Genomic DNA, 18954 nt, shown 5'->3' with positions numbered 1-18954 from the left:
GTGGGTCTGCTTGCATCTCTATTAAATGTGCCAGGGTCATCGCGAGCAGGCTCGCTCCCACAGGGTTTTCCGTCGTTCGCAGGTGCCGGGAACACCCGAAGTCCATTGTGGGAGCGAGCCTGCTCGCGATGGCGGTGGGTCTGCTTGCGTCTCTGTTGAATGTGCCGCCGTCATCGCGAGCAGGCTCGCTCCCAAATGGTCAGTTACCCGTCGACAACGGCGGAGTGCGCGGGGGAATCAAGCGCTTGGACTCAATCGATTCAAACGCCGACGCCCACTGCAACAGCTTCGAATCGTCATAGGCCCGGCCGGCAAACGTCAGTCCGACCGGCATGCCAATGTCCGCCATGACGCCCATCGGCACGGTGACGGTAGGCACGCCCAGGTGGCGAATGGCGAGGTTGCCGTTGGCGACCCAGACCCCATTGCTCCAGGCGATATCGGCAGATGCCGGATTGATATCCGCATCCGCGGGCCCAACGTCGGCGACGGTGGGGAAGATCACCGCGTCCAGGCCCAGCCGCTCCATCCACTCTTCGAGGTCGATCCGGCGGGTTTCTTCGAGGCCACGCAGTCCGTCGGGCAGGGTCGGGATCTGGTCCCAAGGCGTAATGCCGCGCTCGGCCATTTTCACGTACTCCTCCATGCCGGCGGCGAGATCATCCTCCCGGTTGGGCAGGGTGCCGGGATCGTGAGGGAAAATCTTCGGCCCGTCGACGTCGACCAGGCGATTGAGTTTCGGATCGCCGTTGGCCCGCAGGAAGTCATCGAATGCCCAGGCCGACAAGTCCCACAGTTCGTGGTGCAGGAACGCCTTGGATACCAGGCCCCGGGTAAATACGGTGGGCGCGCCAGGGCGATCGCCCTCGCAGTTGGACACCAACGGGAAATCCACTTCGACCACCTCGGCGCCATTGGCTTCGAGCGCTTTGCGCGCGGCTTCCCAGAGGTCGATCACCGAGGCGCGGGTGTGGATACGCTGTCCTGTCGGGCCACCGATGCCCGGCGCTTCTGCCGTGCCCGCTTCAGGGTCGGCGTTGATGTACATGCGCGGCACGCCGAACCGCTTCCCGGCGAGCGCACCCGGGGTGCTGGCAAGGCTCGGATACGAGGCGGGACGAACCGCGTCGACACTCGGAATCGGCACCCAGGGTTGCAGGCGCCACAGGTCGCCGCGGGTGTCGGGGTCGTTCGCCACCACCACGTCCAGCACTTCGAGCAGGTCGGCCATGGTCCGGGCGTAGGGTACGACCACGTCCATGGTCGGTGTCAGCGGCCAGTTGCCCCGCACCGAGATCACGCCCCGCGAAGGCGTGTAGGCACACAAACCGTTGTTCGACGCCGGGCCGCGTCCGCTCGACCAGGTTTCCTCGGCGAGGCCGAAGGCCGCGAAGCTGGCCGCCGTTGCGGTCCCGGCGCCGTTCGAGGAGCCCGAAGCAAAAGGCGCGGTCAGGTAGTCGGCGTTGTACGGGCTCTCGGCCCGGCCATACACCCCACGCTGCATGCCACCGTTCGCCATGGGCGGCATATTGGTCTTGCCCAGGCAGATGGCGCCGGCGGCACGCAGGCGTTCAATGGTGAACGCATCGCGATACGCAACCAGATCCTTGAACGCCGGGCTCCCGGACGCGGCGGTAAGCCCCTTGACCAGATAACTGTCCTTGGCCGTATAGGGAATACCGTCGAGCGGGCCAAGCAACTGGCCGCTGGCCCGACGCGCATCGGACGCCCGCGCTTCCTCGAGTGCATCAGGGTTGCGCACCACGACGGCGTTGAGGGCCGTGAGCGTGTCCGGACCGTCGTAGGCATCGATGCGGGCGAGATACGCCTCAACCAGCTCGACCGCTGTCGTCTGACCGGATTCGAGCGCGGCGCGCAATTGGGCGATGGAGACTTCGGTGATGTCGATCATGCGGTTGCCGCTCCAACTGTCGGAACGATGCCGGTCAAGTCCACTTGGCTTCGGGTCACTTCAGTCTCCTAGAAATGGATATTTATCGGTTTTTACGCACTCTACTACGTGGCGTTCATTGGGTCTATTGAGCCGTGATGACACAAGGGGGCTGAGCGAGCACCATCCGTCAGCGGAGCATGCCAACCTGATGGACTTGCCGGGGTTGATGGCGCTGGGGCAGGGCGGGCAGGTGTGGATGAAGGGATCCGGTATCTATCGATTGGGCGCAACCGCCCCGCGGAACCTTGAATTCGCCCGCGCCTCGTTGGAATGTTCGGCGTCGTTGATGCATGCATTAATGGTCCAGGCACCCCAGGCACTCTTCAAGTTTTGAGGCTCGCAGGAGTGTAGGGATGCCGTGGTCACCACCGCCAGGGGATCGAGCTGGCTGCCGTCTTCAGATCACCGGCGTCGGCCGTTCGACCGCAGACTGTGAAGCAATGGCATTCACGATATTGGGAAGTGGACCGATATGCCCCCCTGTTCCTTGAGGTGTCCCCGTCCGAATCAATAGCTCTCTCATGTGTCTTGGGGTTATTACCGTGCCAGTCCTTTTAAACCATGACTGCACCGCAATGATGGCTGCACCTACAACTGCCGTGGCCGCAGAGGTTGCTGCAAAAAGTGAGGTATAAGTCTTCGTAGGCCCCTCATTAAAAAGATCACCAACGCCGCAAGTGGCTACAGAGCCATCACCCCACCCCTGTAAATGTATCGGGCTGCCAAAGGTAGAAAAAGTGAAGCGATTACGGCCTCTCCGTGTTCCAGCGCCGACGAGAATGCTTCCATTGTCCCCACGGTTTCTATATTCCTCATAAAACGGATGGTCCAGATCTTCATTGCCATTACCGGCGGCGGCGATAACAATGATTCCAGCATCTGTGGCCTGTTTTGTTATGTCCCAAACACCTCTATCAAAATCAGCGGGTACCAATCGGCCCTCACGGCCGCCAGTTTGCATTTCATATATAAACACGTCTCCGGCTCTTAAATGTCTCAATCCCTCAGCAATACCGCCAACACGACCAAGAGGGCCTTGGGAAATCCCATAAAATACATCAATCTCATGGGCAACGCCGAGCATGCCAAACCCATTGTTTCTGGCAAAGACGACACCGGCAACTGCAGTGCCGTGGTCATTAGTATTCTCACCGGACATCGGAACGAGCTCTATGAAATTAGCGCCTTCCAGATCTTCATGATCGTAAGCGAAATGACCGTTTTCGATATCTGCACATCTAATTCCTTGCCCTGTAGCCTCAAATAATCGCCAAGCATTCATGGCATCAATACCAACGACATCTGATCCCAAATCACCTTGGAGATAATCCTGGCGATCAACAAAGTTCGGAGTTGTACTCGTGGGCCCTGCCGACCTGCGTTCGCCTGACGGCGTCGGAGCAGGCCCGGCTGGATCAAGCTCAGGCTCGACTGGCTCGATCTCGACATATTCAACGATGTCCGTATCCCTCAACGCTGTGGCGAGGCGCTGCAACTCTTCAAATGACATGCAGGGGGCGTCTTTGATATAAACGAGTCCCTTGTATTGGGAAAAATCAATACTGTTTTCTTCGTTTTTTATTGTGCCCGTCGCTGCCAGATCCGCAATGACATGGCGATATTCCAGATGGGATAAAAAGCTCGCCTCTTCTGATGTTTTTCCTGATTCATTGAAGAATATCTTTCCATTTATTACATTGGAAATACTGTTTGGGGTGAACTTTACAAGCAAATTATAGGTTTTGTTCATCACGCACTCTCCATGGAGCTATCCTGAGAAGTGCTGTTGTGAAAACTACAACCAAGGCTGGGTATGTTCAGCTTCAGCCCGACTTCTGGTCCCACAGCAGTAGCGCACTTGCTGCTCTCAACTGCTCGCTCATTGTCGTCATTTAGGCCCTTAGGGAGCTCGAATCGGGCTGATTCTGAGAATAGTAGAAGGTTTTCCGCCGTCAAGCGCCGGAAACTGGCGCCTTGCAGTGTCCGACGCCGCGAATGCGTGCGTTAATGGTGGACGCGCCTCAAGCCCTGTTCGGTTTTTTGAGGCTCAAGGGACCTGGCGTCGAGTTCTTCCTGAACTCCTGCGGGCAATCGTACTCTAGACTCCATTGCGGCGCCGTGAAAGATTGAGGATGACAATGTTGAACATTGAAGAGCTGTCCAGGGAAACCCTGACGCCGAGCGAGTACGAAAGCCTGCTGTTGATCGGGGCAAACGCACTCGAAGCCATTCCCGGTGCGGTGTATCTCTGTGACAAGGACGGTTGGCTCGTCAGGTATAACAGCGAGGCGGCCGAGTTATGGGGGCGTACGCCCGTACTCGGCGCCAAAGGCGACCGTTTCTGTGGCTCCCATAACCTGTTCCGGATCGACGGCACGCCGCTGGCGTTCGATGACTGTCCGGTCGCCTCGGCGCTCAAAACAGGGTTGGCGTCACGCAACCAGGAAATTCTTATTCAGCGTCCGGATGGCTCGCGGTTCGTGGCGCTGATGAACGTGCGCACCCTCAGGGATCAACGTGGCGTCGTCCAAGGCGCAATCAACTGCTTCCAGGACATCACGGCGCACCACGCCATGGCCGAGGAGTTGCGACGCAAGAGCGCCGACCTCGAAGACTTTTTCGAAAACAGCGCCGTGGGCCTGCACATCGTCAGTGGCGAGGGCATTATCCTGCGCGCCAACAAGGCTGAACTGGCGCTGTTGGGTTACTCGGCAGATGAATACATCGGCCGGCCCATTACCGAGTTTCATCTCGATGAGCCGGTGATCGGCGACATTCTCCACAAACTCGGTAGCGGTGATTGCCTGGAAAGCTACCCGGCACGCTTGAGGGCCAAGGACGGTTCGATCAAGTATGTGAATATCACCTCCAATGGCCGCTTCGAAGACGGCAAGCTCTTCAATACCCGCTGCTTCACCATCGACGTGACCTGCGTCCATGCGGCGGAGGCGGCGCGCCAGGAGAGCGACGACCGACTGGCCGCGACGTATGAAGCCGCGACCATCGGCATTGCCGAGGCGGGTGTCGATGGTCGGCTGCTGCGAGTAAACGATGCCCTGTGCAATATGCTCGGTCGCTCTCGCGAAGAACTCCTGGCGATGACGTTCCTGGACTATACCCACCCGGACGGCATCGAAGAGGACGCGGCGTTGTACGCGCGCCAGGTGGCCGGAGAACTGGACACCTACGTCCTGCGCAAGCGCGCACTCAAGCCGGATGGCGAAGTCGTCTATCTCGATGTGCACAGTTCTTCGGTGCGCAATGCCGATGGCGAGTTCCGCTATGGCGTGCGGGTGCTCCAGGACGTGACGGCCGCCCGGCGCATGGAAAACCAGGTCCGCGAAAGCGAACGCCACTTGCGCAATGTCCTCGAAGCGCTGCCCGCCGCGGTGTACACCACCGATGCTGAAGGCCGCATCACCTTCTTCAATCGCGCGGCCGTCGAGTTGTCGGGCCGTACGCCGCAACTGGGCGACCTGTGGTGCGTGACCTGGAAACTATTCAACACCGACGGCAGCGCGCTGCCCCATGATCAGTGCCCGATGGCGGTGGCATTGAAGGAGAACCGCACGATTCGTGGCGTCGAGGCCGTCGCCGAGCGGCCGGATGGCACCCGCGTGCCGTTCAATCCGTATCCCACGCCTTTGCATGACGCCAATGGCAACCTGGTGGGCGCGATCAACATGCTGGTGGACATCACCGAGCGCAAACAGGCGGAAAATCGCCAGAAAACCCTGATCGACGAACTCAATCATCGGGTCAAGAATACCCTCGCCACGGTGCAATCCCTGGCCGCCCAGACCGCCCGCAATGCCGACGATGCCAAGGACGGCTACCGGCGTTTCGAAGCCAGGCTGCTGGCATTGTCCCGGGCCCATGACCTGCTGACGAAGCGGCACTGGGGCGAGACCCCGCTCGATTCCCTGGCCAATGAAGTGCTGATGCCGGTCTTCGGGCTGGAGCCCCAGCGCATCAAGGTCGAAGGCGCCTCCATCAACGTTGGCACCCGAGTGGCGCTCAACCTCACCATGACCCTCAACGAACTGGCGATCAACGCACTCAAGTACGGCGCGATGTCAGTCGAGACGGGGACCTTGTCGGTCACCTGGAACCTGCAACCCCAGGCGAATGGCACCTTGCTGACCCTGGACTGGCGCGAGCATGGCGGCCCGCCGGTGTCCCCGCCGCAGCGTGAAGGGCTGGGTTCGCGCCTGATGAAGCGTTGCATCGAACGTGACCTTGGCGGCCAGTTCAATCTCACTTTCGCGCCCGAGGGTGTTTGCTGCCGCTTCTGGTTCCTGATCGGAGCGTCCGGGGCATGACCCCATTCCCCGGGACCCGAGTGCTCGTCGTCGAAGACGAAGGCGCGATTGCCATGTTGATCGAGGAAATGCTGGAAGACCTCGAATGCACTGTGGTCGCTTCAGTTGCCAGGCTCGCGGCAGCCCTTGAACACGCTCGCTCGGTGGAGGTCGACCTGGCGATCCTCGACGTCAACCTGGCCGGCGAGCGGGTTTTTCCGGTGGCCGAAATCCTTCGCGAACGCAACATCCCGTTCCTGTTCAGCACCGGATACGGCGCCAGCGGCATACCCGATGAGTTCGCCGGGATCCCTGTGTTGCACAAACCATTTTCGGAGGGGGAGTTGCAGCAGAAGGTGGGGTTGGTGTTGCGGGGCTGACAGGTCGCGGGGGACTGCGACCTCTGTGACATGGGGCTCGTCAAGAACAGCCTTGTCCAAGAGGTCTGGAGGTAGGGAGAACAGAGTATTACTTCAGCTATCGGTCAATTTGACAGTCACCTCAAGGCACAAACGCCAACACACTTGCCGGTGAACCAGAACCCGCCTCCAGACGCAGCACGCCAATGACCAGCGTACTGCCCGTGGCCGGTAACTGATCGAGGTGGTTGAGGCATTCGAGGATGATGCCGCCCCGTTGCAAGACCAACCGGTTGCTGGCGAAGGTGGTTTCCTGGCCCGGGTCCACGCCGTGGGTGTCGATTCCGATCCCGGCGATTTGTCGTTGTTCCAGCAGGAACTGGGTGGTCGCGGCACCGATCCCGGGAAAATGCAGGCCATGGGCATCTTCGTTGAAGAATCGTTGCCGATCCTGCCAGCGCGACTGCCAGCCCGTATGGAACAGCACCACGCAGCCTTCCGGGATCAGGCCGTGGGCCCGCTCCCAGTACTCGATGTCCTGAAGGTCGATGACGTAGTCGGGATTGTCCTGGAGACGGCTCGCCAGATCTACAACCACCGCCGGCCGCACCAGTGAGCCCGGGGTGTAGCCGTCGATGCCCATGGCGTTGGCGTCGAAGCTGTTCGGTGCGTTCATGTGGGTGGCGCTGTGTTCGCCCATGCTGAAGCTGCGCAGGTGGTAGCCATCCTTGTCCAGCGAAGCCTCGGTCCTGAACACCACCGGCGGGTCATTGGGCCACAGCGCGATGCCCGGCCTGATCAGGTGACTGAGGTTGACGATGCAGTTGAAATGAATGCTGGGCATGGTGGACGTCCTGCTGGTCACTCTTGGCAATGGCGTTGCTGTCCCAGCAGTGTAGCGCTGCTTATCCGCTGCCCATCATCCTGAATGAACGCCCTGGCCGGTGTCGCTTTCCAATTTGTAACTATCGACAGGGGTTTACCTATGCATTTCGATCAGACAGGCTTCGACAAGCAACACCGTGGGCGGCCCTTTGTCCAATTAGATGGGGCCCGCAGCGCGCCTCTGCCCAGGATCGGAATCATCGCCTGTTCATGGAAAATCGGCCCGCACGCAGTGCAGATCAGTAACGACAAGTACGCACAGGCAGTCGCCACTGCCGCAAAAGGGCTGCCGCTGATTTTGCCGGTGTTCCCCGAGTTGTTGGACCTGCGCGAGATCATCGACGGCCTGGATGGTGTGCTGTTCACCGGTTCGCCTTCCAATATCGAACCGCATCACTATGACGGCCCGCCCAGCCCACCCAACACGCCGCACGATCCCGCCCGCGACCATCTGGCGCTGCCGCTCTGGCGGGCCGCCGTCGAGGCCGGGCTGCCGGTGCTCGGTATCTGTCGCGGTTTCCAGGAAATGAACGTGGCTTTCGGTGGCAGCCTCCATCAACAACTCGATGGGCCGGGCGCCGAACATGAGCCGCCGAGCAACGAACCCGTCGAAGAGCAGTACGCTCGCACCCATGCCATGACTGTGCAGCCGGGCGGGGTTCTCTCTGGGTTGGGCTTGTCCGGCGTGATTGAAGTCAATTCCGTGCATGGCCAGGGCATAGCCCGCGTGGGCAACGGCTTGCGCATCGAAGCCGTGGCCGAAGATGGGCTGGTGGAGGGGCTTTCCGTGGAAGGCAGCAAGGCGTTTGCCTTGGGCGTGCAGTGGCACCCTGAGTGGCAGGTGACGTCGAATCCCGACTACCTGGCTGTTTTCCAGGCCTTTGGTGAGGCCTGTCGGAGGCGGGTAGAGCAGCGTGCCGTTGCGACTGTCCATGGCGCTTGAGCGTGCCTGAGGTAAATGTTCAGGACGCTGATGACCGATGCAGTGGGTTTACCTTGATTTCCACCCGTAGCAGATACTCCTCCGTTTCGGTCGGGGCGACGCTGCGGGTGGTGCGGACCAGCAGCCTGATATCCGATTACCCCAGAGACCCTCCGTTCGCAGTTATGAAAATCTCGATATCCACCATGTGATATAGGTTTCGAGCTGATTATTCGACCATGAAATGTATTTCAATCCCTGATAGTTCGTCACATGTTTTACCGTCACTGCTCCAGAGTTTTTCGGTGGGTTTGACTCGAGTGTACCGTCCGATACCCCAGGAAAATATCTTATGGAGTACAATCGCCCATTTATAAAGCTGAAGTGCGCGGTGCCGGTGGTGGCGTTGCCATTTATTTTATAGTGGGTAACTTCAAATACTTGTAGCGAAAATTTTTCTCGTAGTATTCCTTCTTTTTTCTCTGAACTGTCTTGGATGGCAGGCTTAAAGCCTTCGGCCTTAAGAGAACTCAATACCTGATCGACACGACTGCAGCTATTTATATTGTTTATTAGCGGAGGGGAGGCTTTTTGGCAAGCACGCTCGATATTAATTGGTGCTATATATCGAAGCGTAACAGCAGTGAAAGCCACGAGCGCTAGAATTATAAGCACGGCTAACGATGCTCTGAATGATTTCGTTGGAGTACTAATAATACGCACCTTCGGAGCTTGCTTCTGTTGTTAGCATTCCGTTGTTTAGTAACGTCATGCAGCTCTTAGGGCAGTTCTCAGGAGAGCTGCTGCCCTTGGCTGCACATATGCCTACTTGGTTATTAAAGTCATCCATGGCTCTTTCGCTAGGGTTTTGCCCAAAATTAGACATCTCGTTTGCCCATCCCGCTAGCCGGCTTACTGTTTCTCCCCGGTTTGATGATGCGATCATGCACGAAGCGACGCAATGTCTATACGCATCTTGAGGACCATTATGCATTCCGGGAAGCGCACTATTTTTTGCTTCGATTTCCGCTATGGAAGACCACTCAAAGATTGATTCCAAACCTAAAGGGTCAATGTATTTCAGTGGGTTTCCGCTCGCATAACTGTAAGTGTTCAGGTCCGCTTTCAATCCAATTGGATCACTTTCCCGGTAGCGCCCGGTTTTTGGATCATAATTCCTGAAGTAGTTATATTGAAACCCAGTTTCAAAATCAAAATACTGGCCAGGAAAACGCAGATTCAGCGTCAATGAGCCGCTGGGCTCCCCGACACCAAAGGCGTCCGATTTCCACTCCCACACCTGGCCCTGCGAAGCATTCGTTGCAATGCGCGGTGTGTTGAGGTGGTCGCTATGAAGGTAGAACAGGGAGCTGCTCGCGGCAGTCCCCGTTGCGTCGTAATTTATGGTGGTTCCGCCCAAGGGTATACGGTCGAGCCAGAAATAGAACTGGCTAGTAAGCTTATTGCCCTGGTTGTCAAACAAGGTTTCACCCAGTAACTCACCGTGCAGGCCATAGAGGAATGTAGTTACGCCCTGTAGCGTGGTTTTCTGGGTACGCTGGCCCAGGCCGTTGTAGCGATATTGAGCTCGGATTTCTCCGTCAACAACCACTCTGCGGAGGCGACTCTGTTCGTCGTACGAAAATTGGTGGTTATCGCGGTCACTGGTCAGGTTACCCGACTCATCGGTGCCTACCGATTGATTATTTATTTGAACTAAGCGGTTGCTACCGGCGCCATATTGGTAGGACGCGAGGGAGCTGGATCCACCGGTCACGGTGCTGAGTGTTTTCTCGGTGCGATTGCCCACAGCGTCATAGGCATAGGTCTGCCGTCGGGTAGCATTTGCTTCTTCTGCCAGGCGATCCAGTGCGTCGTAGCTGTAGCTGAGATCGCCAAGCGAACCGTTATGCATTCTTGTGAGGTTTCCGATGGCATCGTAGGTATAGTGGTGTTCTGGCCGGCGACAATTTGGGCTGTCAGCCGGTAGTCCAGATCATAGGTGCGTTGAAGCGTAGTCCCGTTGGCCCAAGACAGGCTTTTAAGCGGGCCGAAAGGTTGATACTTGATGTTGCTGGCGAAGGCGGTCGGTGTCTCAGTACCGTGTCGGATTTGTAGCTGGCTCACCTGCCCAGCGGTGTTACGAACGTAAAGGATGCTGACGCCCGTGGGGTAGTCGATTCTACTCAGCCGATTGGCGCGATCATATCCGTAACCCAGCTGCTCCTGGTGAGTTACCGCTCCCACTTGCACAGAATGCCGTTGGGCAGACACGTTCCCATCAGCATCGTACGTGTAGTTCAGCAAACCGCTGATGTCCTGCACTCCGGTCAGTCGACCGACACCGTTATTGCCGGCTGCAGTTGAATCGTAGTGGAACTGAACGTCCAGCGCTTGGTTTGCCGGATAGCGGCGGTTGGTCAGGCGATTGAGGGCATCATAGGCGAGAATTGTGACCGTGCCCCGAGCGTCTGTTTTTTTCGTGATGTTGCCTGCGCCGTCGTACTCATAGGTACTGGTGCCGCTATCAGGACTAGTTAACAAGGTCAGGTTGCCCAGCCCATCGTAATGATATTGGGTAATGGAGCTGCGCGGGTCGATGATCTGCGTAAGGTTATCTTGGGCGTCGTATTCAAATTGGGTGACACCAAACAATGGGTCAGTTTTTTTTACCAGCCGATTCAGGGAGTCATAAGTTGCGGTGTGGATATGTTGGCGAGGGTTGGTGTGCCTAATCGGGTTGTCGTTCAAGTCGTACTGCGTTCGACTGGTATGGCCGCCAGTCCCCACAGAGTGGAGTAAGCGCCCGAGTTCGTCATATGCCCATTGGTGTTGTTTCGTAATGTTGCCGGTGATGTCCTTGAGTCGTATTGCAGTACGGTTGCCCATCGAGTCCAGCTCAAACTCCATCCGTTCTCCCTGATTGTTGTCGATGCGTACAAGCCGCCTGGCGTCGTCCCAAGTGTAGGCCAACCAACTGCCATTACCACGAAGAAGTTTTGTAGTGTCACCGACAGCATTGTATTCGAAACGAGTTGTACCGGCAGACGTGCTCATCGATGTAACCCATCCTTGGGGCGCATAAGTCAGTCTTGTAACTGCACCGTTAGGATCAACAATGGTGCTGGGATTGCCGACGGCGTCGTATTCGGAAATGGCGGTGACATGATCGAGAGCGTTAATAACGCGTGCTAGATTTCCTTTGGCATCGTATTCGTAGCGAGTTATGTCGCTTACATCAGTTCGGGGGCCATCTGACGACGCAAGCAATCCTTTGTTGTTGTAGGAAAACGACCAGTCACGCTCAGTAGCCTGGCTGGATGAAAGATTGATAATGGTTCCGCCTAATGCGAGCACGAAAAGGCCTGCCTTGTATTTCAATATACTCATATTCAGATCCTTCTGAATTAACGTGTGGTTACAGTTTTGCTGAGCAGGTGCCCTTGAGTGTCATAGGTATATTGGGTCGAACGATCCGGCTCATTAATACGTGTCGGGGAAAATAAAGTCGGGTGCCATTCAGTTGTGATAGTTCTTGCTTGAGATGTGCCGCTCGCTTCCGTGCGGGAGGATTCCAGACGGCGGTCGTTGTAGGTGTAGGTGGTGATATTGCCGTTGTTGTCTAATCTCGTTTTCAACAGGCCGTGGGTATCGTATGAAAAGACTGCATTGGTGTCGGGACAGTTGGTAGAGGGCATGCCTTCGATGGACTTGATGCGTCTTATGCCTTGAATCAATTCAAAGTGGTATCGGGTCTGTTTGCCCAATGCATTGGTCACTGTTGATGACCCATCAGCGTTGTAGCTGATTGAGATTTTTTCCAGCCCACCTGCATGTTCGCTTGTAATGGCTCGGCCACGATCGTCGTAAGTCCATGTGGCGTACAGCACCCCGCGTTCGTCAGTGATCCCAGTAAGCAGTCTGCTGTCTTTAGGATCCTGATAGGTATAGTGTCTGCTCTCCGAATGATTCGGGTATACCTTTGTCATGCTGATGAGTTGCATGTAATCATTGTACGAGTAGCGAATATTGGCTGTCTTGGTGATAACGGACAGTGGTTGTTTTTTTGTATCTTCTGTGAATTCCAGGCTGTTGCCGAAGCCATCGGTGACGGTGCTGGCCTTGTTTGAATGCGAAATTCTTAAAATGTGATCGTGTTTAGCGATTCCTCTCAATTTCCCGTCGCTGTCGAATTCTAATATTCGATTGTCAGGAGCGTGATAGCTCCATCCGTTCGAAAGCGCCATAAGTCTTCCTGCTTCTGGTAGTTTGGCTTCGTACAAGTCGCCATTTTTTTCAAAAGAAAATTGATTGCCGTCATGGCTGATGAAGGTGGCTGCGTCCTCTTCGAAAATTAGCCTTGATGAGTAACTATGACTCCATAACCCATCAGTGCTTCTATAAAATTTAGAGAATTCTAGATGGTCTGCATTAGGTTTTTTTCTGGTGGCTGAGTAGTCGCTCTCGGACTGTATTTTATAACCTGTCGCAAAATTGATCGGATTTCCGGCAGTGGTAGCTGGGCAGCTGTGGTCAACGCCCTGACTTTCGCACTGACCAGAAGTCCTATTAAATCGCTGATCAGTGATGCAGGTATCTCCATTGCGGGCGATCGAGACGACTCCATAGGAGTCGTCTAAAGGATCGTCACCAAATATCATGTGACAATTCCAGAAGCGGACGTCTTCTGTTGGTTCTGCTGGCGTATAATTCCAGATTTTTCCGTACTCTTCGTAAAGCCATCTACAAGCCGATTCGGGCGAGGGTTGTCGCTGTTGGATATTTACCGGGAGTTCGCTGATTATCCAATAGTATTCCCCTGCAAAAGTCCAGGTGCTCGCTGTTAGTGATAAAAAGAATAATGAACATGAAAAGAGCCGTTTGCGCAGCATTTGAGAGCCTTCTAGAGTCTAGATAGTTGGTTTCCTATTTTTGCGTGGATAGTTAATTAGAAGCGATACATATATATTGCATTTGTAATTATATGTTGTCGTTCTGCGAAGCCTCGCAGCACCCGCGGGCCATTAGCTTCCATTTCAACTATGCGCCGAGAGTCGCCTACAATCCTATAAACGCCTTGTGTTCATGCTTGACTCACACCCCAAGTCGCTTTCAGAACACGTTGGGTCGCCTGTGTGCTACCGCCGGCCGGCGGGAATGGCAAGCTGTGATGATGCCCCGGACCGAGCGCGAAAAGACGCATGGCCGGTGAGCGAGGAGGCGACCGGATTTGCCACGCGACCGTGACGTGGGCCGGACGCCGCAGCCAAGACTCCGGACGGCTGCCGCAAGGCGGCGGTGGCGTTCGAGATGCCGAGGTACGTTTATGCCTGATGAGACGCTTCACCTGCCATTGATCCACAGCGTGCTGGAGCGCGAAAAGGACACCCCCGGTGCCTTGCTGCCGATCCTCCATGCCATCCAGGAAGGTTGCGGGTATGTGCCCGACATCGCCGTCCCCGAGATTTCCCATGCCCTCAACCTCAGCCAGGCTGAAGTGCGTGGGGTGATCAGCTTCTACCACGATTTTCGGACCACGCCGCCGGCCCGCCATACCTTGCGCCTGTGCCGGGCCGAATCCTGCCAGAGCATGGGTGCCGAAGGCCTGGCCGCGCAGTTGCGTGAACACCTGAACCTGGACGACCACGGCACCGGCGCCGATGGCAGCATCAGCCTGCGGCCGGTGTATTGCCTGGGCGCTTGCGTCTGTTCGCCGGCCTTGGAGCTGGACGGTGAACTGCACGCACGGTTGACCCCGGAGCGCCTGCGTCAACTGGTCACGGGTTGCCTGGAGGATGGCGCATGCTGACGCTCTGCATTCCACGTGATTCAGTGGCCCGTGCCGTGGGCGCGGACAAGGTGGCCGCGGCGCTGGCGGCAGAGGCCGAGCGCCGACAACTGCCGCTGCAACTAAGCCGCACCAGTTCCCGTGGGCTCTATTGGCTGGAGCCGCTGGTAGAACTCGAAAGCGCCGGCGTCCGGCTGGGCTTTGGCCCGGTCACGCCGCAAGACGTACCCAGTCTGCTGGATGCGCTGGCAAGCGATCCCGGCAGCCATCCGCTGGCCTTGGGACCGGTGGAAGAAATCCCCTATCTCAAGAGTCAGCAGCGCCTGCTGTTCGCGCGCGCCGGCATTACCCAGCCACTGTCCCTGGACGATTACCGCGCCAAGGGCGGTTTCCTAGGGTTGACCCGGGCTGTCCAGATGGATGGCCTGGACGTGGTCACCAGTGTCCTCGACTCCGGGCTGCGTGGTCGGGGCGGTGCGGCGTTCCCGGCCGGCATCAAGTGGCGCACCGTGCGCGATGCCGTGGGGCCGCAGAAATACGTGGTGTGCAACGCCGACGAAGGCGACTCCGGGACGTTTGCCGACCGCATGCTGATGGAGGGCGATCCGTTCCTGCTGATCGAGGGCATGATCATTGCCGGTATCTCTGTCGGCGCGACGATGGGCTACATCTATGTGCGCTCGGAATACCCGGATGCCGTCAGCACCCTGAACGACGCCTTGCGCATCGCGCGCGCAGCCGGTTACCTGGGCGCGGATGTGGGCGGCAGCGGCCGGGCCTTCGAGCTGGAAGTCCGGGTCGGAGCGGGCGCCTATATCTGTGGCGAGGAAACCTCGCTGCTGCAATCGCTCGAAGGCAAACGCGGCGAGGTGCGGGCGAAACCGCCGCTGCCGGCGCTGCAAGGCCTGTTTGGCTTGCCGACCCTGGTGCACAACGTGGTGACCCTGGCCTCGATACCGGTGATTCTGGAGAAGGGCGCGCAGTTCTACCGCGACTTCGGCATGGGCCGCTCGCTGGGCACGATGCCCTTCCAACTGGCGGGAAATGTTCGCCAGGGCGGATTAGTGGAGCGTGCTTTCGGCCTGAGCCTGCGGGAGCTGGTGGAAGGCTACGGCGGCGGGACCGCCAGCGGCCGGCCACTGAAGGCCGCGCAAGTGGGTGGCCCGCTGGGCGCCTGGGTGCCCCCTTCGCAGTTCGATACGCCGCTGGACTACGAAGCGTTCGCCGCGATGGGCGCGATGCTCGGCCACGGCGGCGTGGTGGTGGCTGACGACAGCCTCGACATGGCCCAGATGGCCCGGTTCGCCTTGCAGTTCTGCGCCGAAGAATCCTGCGGCAAGTGCACGCCGTGCCGGATCGGTTCCACCCGTGGGGTGGAAGTGGTCGATCGCCTGATCGCCAGCACCGATGCGGCGGCTCGCCAGGAACAGGTGCTGTTGCTGCAAGACCTCTGCGACACCCTGCAATACGGCTCGCTCTGTGCCCTCGGTGGGATGACGTCCTACCCTGTCGCTAGCGCCCTCAAGTACTTTCCCGCCGACTTCGGCCTGGCGACCACGGAGGCCGACCAATGATCAACATCTTCGACCCCAGCACCGATATCGACCTTGGCACTCCGGCGCGCGAAAGCGAAGTGCAGGTCAGCCTGACCATCGACGGTCGCGAAATCACCGTGGCCTCCGGCACGTCGGTCATGCGCGCGGCGGCCTTGCTCGGCACCACCATTCCGAAACTCTGCGCCACCGACAGCCTGGAAGCGTTCGGCTCCTGCCGCATGTGCCTGGTGGAGATCGAGGGCATGCGCGGTTATCCGGCGTCCTGCACCACACCGGTGACCCAGGGCATGGTGGTCAGCACCCAGACCTCCAAACTGGCCAAACTGCGCCGCAACGTCATGGAGCTGTACATCTCCGACCACCCGCTGGACTGCCTGACGTGCCCGGCCAACGGCAACTGCGAATTGCAGACGGTGGCGGGGCAGGTCGGCCTGCGCGAGGTGCGCTACGGCTACGAAGGCGCCAACCACCTGGCCGAGACCAAAGACGTTTCCAACCCCTATTTCGACTACGACCCGAGCAAGTGCATCGTGTGCAGCCGTTGCGTGCGGGCCTGCGAGGAAATCCAGGGCACCTTCGCCCTGACCATCACCGGGCGCGGCTTCGATTCACGGGTCGAAGCGGCTGGCGGCGAGAACTTCCTCGACTCCGAATGCGTGTCCTGCGGCGCCTGTGTCCAGGCCTGCCCGACGGCGACCCTGATCGACAAGAGCGTGGTCGAGATCGGCCAGCCGGAGCGCAGCGTCATCACCACTTGCGCCTATTGTGGCGTGGGCTGTTCGTTCCGCGCCGAGATGAAAGGCGAGCAGCTGGTGCGCATGGTCCCGGACAAGAACGGCCAGGCCAACCACGGCCACTCCTGCGTCAAGGGCCGCTTTGCCTGGGGCTACGCGACGCACCCGGACCGCATCACCAAGCCGATGATCCGCAAGCACATCAGCGACCCGTGGCAGGAAGTCAGTTGGGACGAGGCGGTGACCTACGCGGCCAGCGAATTGCGCCGCATCCAGCTCAAGTACGGGCGCGATTCCATCGGCGGCATTACCTCCAGCCGCTGCACCAACGAAGAAACCTACCTGGTGCAGAAACTGGTGCGCACCGCGTTCGGCAATAACAACGTCGACACCTGTGCGCGGGTCTGCCATTCGCCCACCGGCTATGGCCTCAAGCAAACCCTGGGCGAGTCGGCCGGCACGCAGAATTTCGACTCGGTGATGAAGGCTGACGTGATCCTGGTGATGGGCGCCAACCCCACTGACGCGCACCCGGTCTTCGGCTCCCAGCTCAAGCGTCGCCTGCGCCAGGGCGCTCGGCTGATCGTCATCGACCCACGTCGCATCGACCTGGTGGATTCGCCCCACGCCCGTGCCGAACTGCATTTGCAGCTGCGCCCGGGGACCAACGTGGCCATGCTCAACGCACTGGCCCATGTGATTGTCACCGAAGGGCTGGTGGACCAGCGCTTTGTCGATGAACGCTGCGAGGCGGCGGACTTTGCTCGCTGGCGCGATTTCGTCAGCCTGCCGGATAACGCCCCCGAAGTACTCGATGCGGTCTGCGGCGTGCCTGCCGATCAGATCCGCGCCGCCGCACGGCTCTACGCCACCGGTGGCAACGCCGCCATCTACTATGGCCTCGGCGTCACCGAGCACAGCCAGGGCAGCACCTCGGTGATGGGCATCGCCAACCTGGCCATGGTCACCGGCAACATCGGCCGCGAGGGTGTCGGGGTGAACCCGCTGCGTGGGCAGAACAACGTCCAGGGCTCCTGCGACATGGGGTCGTTTCCCCATGAGCTGCCGGGCTATCGACACATTTCCAACGACACGGTGCGTGCCGAATTCGAGCAGGCCTGGAACGTGACCCTGCAACCCGATCCGGGCCTGCGCATCCCGAATATGTTCGAGGCGGCGCTGGACGGCACGTTCAAGGCGCTTTACTGCCAGGGCGAAGACATCGCCCAGAGCGATCCCAACACCCAGCACGTGACTGCGGCCCTCAGCGCCCTGGAATGCGTGATCGTCCAGGACATCTTCCTCAACGAGACGGCCAAGTTCGCCCACGTGTTCCTGCCGGGCTGCTCGTTCCTTGAGAAGGACGGCACCTTCACCAACGCCGAGCGACGCATTTCCCGGGTGCGCAAAGTCATGGAACCCCTGGCTGGCAAGGCCGATTGGGAAGCCACCATCGCCCTGGCCGACGCCTTGGGCTACAAGATGAACTACAGCCATCCGTCGCAGATCATGGATGAAATCGCGCGCCTGACGCCGACGTTCACCCGCGTCAGCTACGCCGAGCTGGAACGCCATGGCAGCCTGCAATGGCCATGCAACGATGCTGCGCCGGACGGTACGCCGACCATGCACATCGAGCAGTTCGTGCGCGGCAAGGGCCGTTTCATGCTCACCGGTTACGTGCCCACCGAGGAGAAGGTCAACAGCCGCTATCCGTTGCTGCTGACCACCGGGCGCATCCTCAGCCAGTACAACGTCGGCGCCCAGACCCGGCGCACCGAGAACGTGGCGTGGCACGAGGAGGACCGCCTCGAAATCCATCCGGCCGACGCGGAAAACCGCGGCATCGTCGACGGCGATTGGGTCGGCATCGGCAGCCGTGCCGGACAGACCGTGCTGCGGGCGAAGGTCACCGAGCGTGTGGCGCCGGGCGTGGTCTACACCACGTTCCACTTCCCTGAATCGGGCGCCAACGTGATCACCACCGACAACTCCGACTGGGCCACCAACTGCCCGGAATACAAGGTCACGGCCGTGGAGATCGTGCGGGTCAGCCAGCCTTCGGAATGGCAGAAACGCTACCAGGCGTTCAGCGATGAACAAGGCCGCCTGCTGAGGGAACGCCGTCATGCCGAAAAAGCCGAGGTGCGCCGATGAGTTCCGAAAGCCTGATCAAGATGGCCAACCAGATCGCGCAGTACTTCTCCAGTGAGCCGGACAACACCCTGGCGGTGAACGGCGTGCGCCAGCACATCAAGAGCTTCTGGACCCCGGGCATGCGCCGGGAGTTGTCAGCCTGGCAGGAGAAACATCCGGAGGCTGTGTTGCATCCGCTGTTACTGGCGGCGTTGACGGAGGCGAGTGAAAAGGCGCTTTAAGATAGGTGAAGCGCGGCAGAGACAGCACACAGCCCCGGCCGGAGCCTTCAATGACGAAGGGAACCGGCCGGGGCTGT

At 58.8% G+C, this 18954-nt stretch carries 13 protein-coding genes; 7 read left to right on the top strand and 6 right to left on the bottom strand.

Going from position 1 to position 18954, the window contains the following annotated elements; all coding sequences use genetic code 11:
- Positions 1-199: 199 nt before the first annotated feature.
- Entirely contained in the window at positions 200-1912 is a 1713-nt protein-coding gene (locus J7E36_RS04560; RefSeq protein ID WP_215000310.1) for an amidase, read from the bottom strand.
- 439 nt (positions 1913-2351) lie between these two features.
- Positions 2352-3704 (bottom strand): S8 family serine peptidase, encoded by a 1353-nt coding sequence (locus tag J7E36_RS04555; RefSeq protein ID WP_215000308.1) that lies wholly within the window; start codon positions 3702-3704, stop codon positions 2352-2354.
- A 382-nt stretch (positions 3705-4086) separates the two neighbouring features.
- Here J7E36_RS04555 and J7E36_RS04550 point away from each other — a divergent pair, with 382 nt between their 5' ends.
- Together J7E36_RS04550 and J7E36_RS04545 are read left to right on the top strand one after the other, a co-directional pair.
- Positions 4087-6276: a PAS domain-containing sensor histidine kinase gene (locus J7E36_RS04550; RefSeq protein ID WP_231286511.1), complete on the top strand. Its 2190-nt coding sequence runs from the start codon at positions 4087-4089 to the stop codon at positions 6274-6276.
- Entirely contained in the window at positions 6273-6635 is a 363-nt protein-coding gene (locus tag J7E36_RS04545) for a response regulator (RefSeq protein WP_215000306.1), read from the top strand. Before J7E36_RS04550 ends, J7E36_RS04545 begins: the two co-directional genes overlap by 4 nt.
- Positions 6636-6756: 121 nt before the next feature.
- Here the strand turns inward: J7E36_RS04545 and J7E36_RS04540 are convergent, their stop codons facing one another.
- On the bottom strand, positions 6757-7458 hold the full coding sequence (locus J7E36_RS04540) for a cyclase family protein (protein ID WP_215000304.1): 702 nt from the start codon (positions 7456-7458) through the stop codon (positions 6757-6759).
- 141 nt (positions 7459-7599) lie between these two features.
- Here J7E36_RS04540 and J7E36_RS04535 point away from each other — a divergent pair, with 141 nt between their 5' ends.
- Positions 7600-8442 (top strand): gamma-glutamyl-gamma-aminobutyrate hydrolase family protein, encoded by an 843-nt coding sequence (locus J7E36_RS04535; protein WP_215000303.1) that lies wholly within the window; start codon positions 7600-7602, stop codon positions 8440-8442.
- 688 nt (positions 8443-9130) lie between these two features.
- Here the strand turns inward: J7E36_RS04535 and J7E36_RS25195 are convergent.
- The 3 genes from J7E36_RS25195 to J7E36_RS04525 are packed head-to-tail and all read right to left on the bottom strand — an operon-like array spanning position 9131 to position 13313.
- Complete coding sequence (locus J7E36_RS25195) at positions 9131-10198, bottom strand: RHS repeat domain-containing protein (RefSeq protein ID WP_353048951.1); 1068 nt, start codon at positions 10196-10198, stop codon at positions 9131-9133.
- Complete coding sequence (locus J7E36_RS25465) at positions 10195-11811, bottom strand: hypothetical protein (protein ID WP_435304154.1); 1617 nt, start codon at positions 11809-11811, stop codon at positions 10195-10197. The genes J7E36_RS25195 and J7E36_RS25465 overlap by 4 nt, the downstream gene beginning before the upstream one ends.
- 17 nt (positions 11812-11828) lie before the next feature.
- On the bottom strand, positions 11829-13313 hold the full coding sequence (locus tag J7E36_RS04525; protein ID WP_215000301.1) for a DUF6531 domain-containing protein: 1485 nt from the start codon (positions 13311-13313) through the stop codon (positions 11829-11831).
- 434 nt (positions 13314-13747) lie between these two features.
- On the opposite strand from J7E36_RS04525, the gene J7E36_RS04520 reads away from it, so the two are divergent.
- From J7E36_RS04520 to J7E36_RS04505, 4 genes are read left to right on the top strand one after another with little or no spacing between them, the layout of a single operon-like run.
- The gene (locus tag J7E36_RS04520) at positions 13748-14230 is read left to right on the top strand and encodes a formate dehydrogenase subunit gamma (RefSeq protein ID WP_215000298.1); all 483 of its coding nucleotides are present in this window, start codon (positions 13748-13750) and stop codon (positions 14228-14230) included.
- Positions 14224-15783: a formate dehydrogenase beta subunit gene (locus J7E36_RS04515; RefSeq protein ID WP_215000296.1), complete on the top strand. Its 1560-nt coding sequence runs from the start codon at positions 14224-14226 to the stop codon at positions 15781-15783. Before J7E36_RS04520 ends, J7E36_RS04515 begins: the two co-directional genes overlap by 7 nt.
- Entirely contained in the window at positions 15780-18656 is a 2877-nt protein-coding gene (gene fdhF, locus J7E36_RS04510) for a formate dehydrogenase subunit alpha (protein WP_215000293.1), read from the top strand. The genes J7E36_RS04515 and fdhF overlap by 4 nt, the downstream gene beginning before the upstream one ends.
- Positions 18653-18877, top strand: a complete 225-nt coding sequence (locus tag J7E36_RS04505; RefSeq protein ID WP_215000291.1) for a formate dehydrogenase subunit delta — start codon at positions 18653-18655, stop codon at positions 18875-18877. Before fdhF ends, J7E36_RS04505 begins: the two co-directional genes overlap by 4 nt.
- Positions 18878-18954: the final 77 nt, after the last annotated feature.

The sequence above is a fragment of the Pseudomonas fluorescens genome (assembly GCF_018614775.1).
GTDB classification, from domain to species: Bacteria; Pseudomonadota; Gammaproteobacteria; order Pseudomonadales; family Pseudomonadaceae; genus Aquipseudomonas; species Aquipseudomonas fluorescens_BY.
The sequence above is the reverse complement of the archived record's forward strand: the minus strand, read 5'-3'. Positions and strand labels throughout refer to the sequence as shown.

What these genes read in the sequence shown, in the direction of transcription:
- J7E36_RS04560 (WP_215000310.1), bottom strand. Translation starts at nt 1,912, where the DNA reads ATGATCGACATCACCGAAGTCTCCATCGCCCAATTGCGCGCCGCGCTC.
- J7E36_RS04555 (WP_215000308.1), bottom strand. Translation starts at nt 3,704, where the DNA reads ATGAACAAAACCTATAATTTGCTTGTAAAGTTCACCCCAAACAGTATT.
- J7E36_RS04550 (WP_231286511.1), top strand. Translation starts at nt 4,087, where the DNA reads ATGACAATGTTGAACATTGAAGAGCTGTCCAGGGAAACCCTGACGCCG.
- J7E36_RS04545 (WP_215000306.1), top strand. Translation starts at nt 6,273, where the DNA reads ATGACCCCATTCCCCGGGACCCGAGTGCTCGTCGTCGAAGACGAAGGC.
- J7E36_RS04540 (WP_215000304.1), bottom strand. Translation starts at nt 7,458, where the DNA reads ATGCCCAGCATTCATTTCAACTGCATCGTCAACCTCAGTCACCTGATC.
- J7E36_RS04535 (WP_215000303.1), top strand. Translation starts at nt 7,600, where the DNA reads ATGCATTTCGATCAGACAGGCTTCGACAAGCAACACCGTGGGCGGCCC.
- J7E36_RS25465 (WP_435304154.1), bottom strand. Translation starts at nt 11,811, where the DNA reads ATGAGTATATTGAAATACAAGGCAGGCCTTTTCGTGCTCGCATTAGGC.
- J7E36_RS04525 (WP_215000301.1), bottom strand. Translation starts at nt 13,313, where the DNA reads ATGCTGCGCAAACGGCTCTTTTCATGTTCATTATTCTTTTTATCACTA.
- J7E36_RS04520 (WP_215000298.1), top strand. Translation starts at nt 13,748, where the DNA reads ATGCCTGATGAGACGCTTCACCTGCCATTGATCCACAGCGTGCTGGAG.
- J7E36_RS04515 (WP_215000296.1), top strand. Translation starts at nt 14,224, where the DNA reads ATGCTGACGCTCTGCATTCCACGTGATTCAGTGGCCCGTGCCGTGGGC.
- fdhF (WP_215000293.1), top strand. Translation starts at nt 15,780, where the DNA reads ATGATCAACATCTTCGACCCCAGCACCGATATCGACCTTGGCACTCCG.
- J7E36_RS04505 (WP_215000291.1), top strand. Translation starts at nt 18,653, where the DNA reads ATGAGTTCCGAAAGCCTGATCAAGATGGCCAACCAGATCGCGCAGTAC.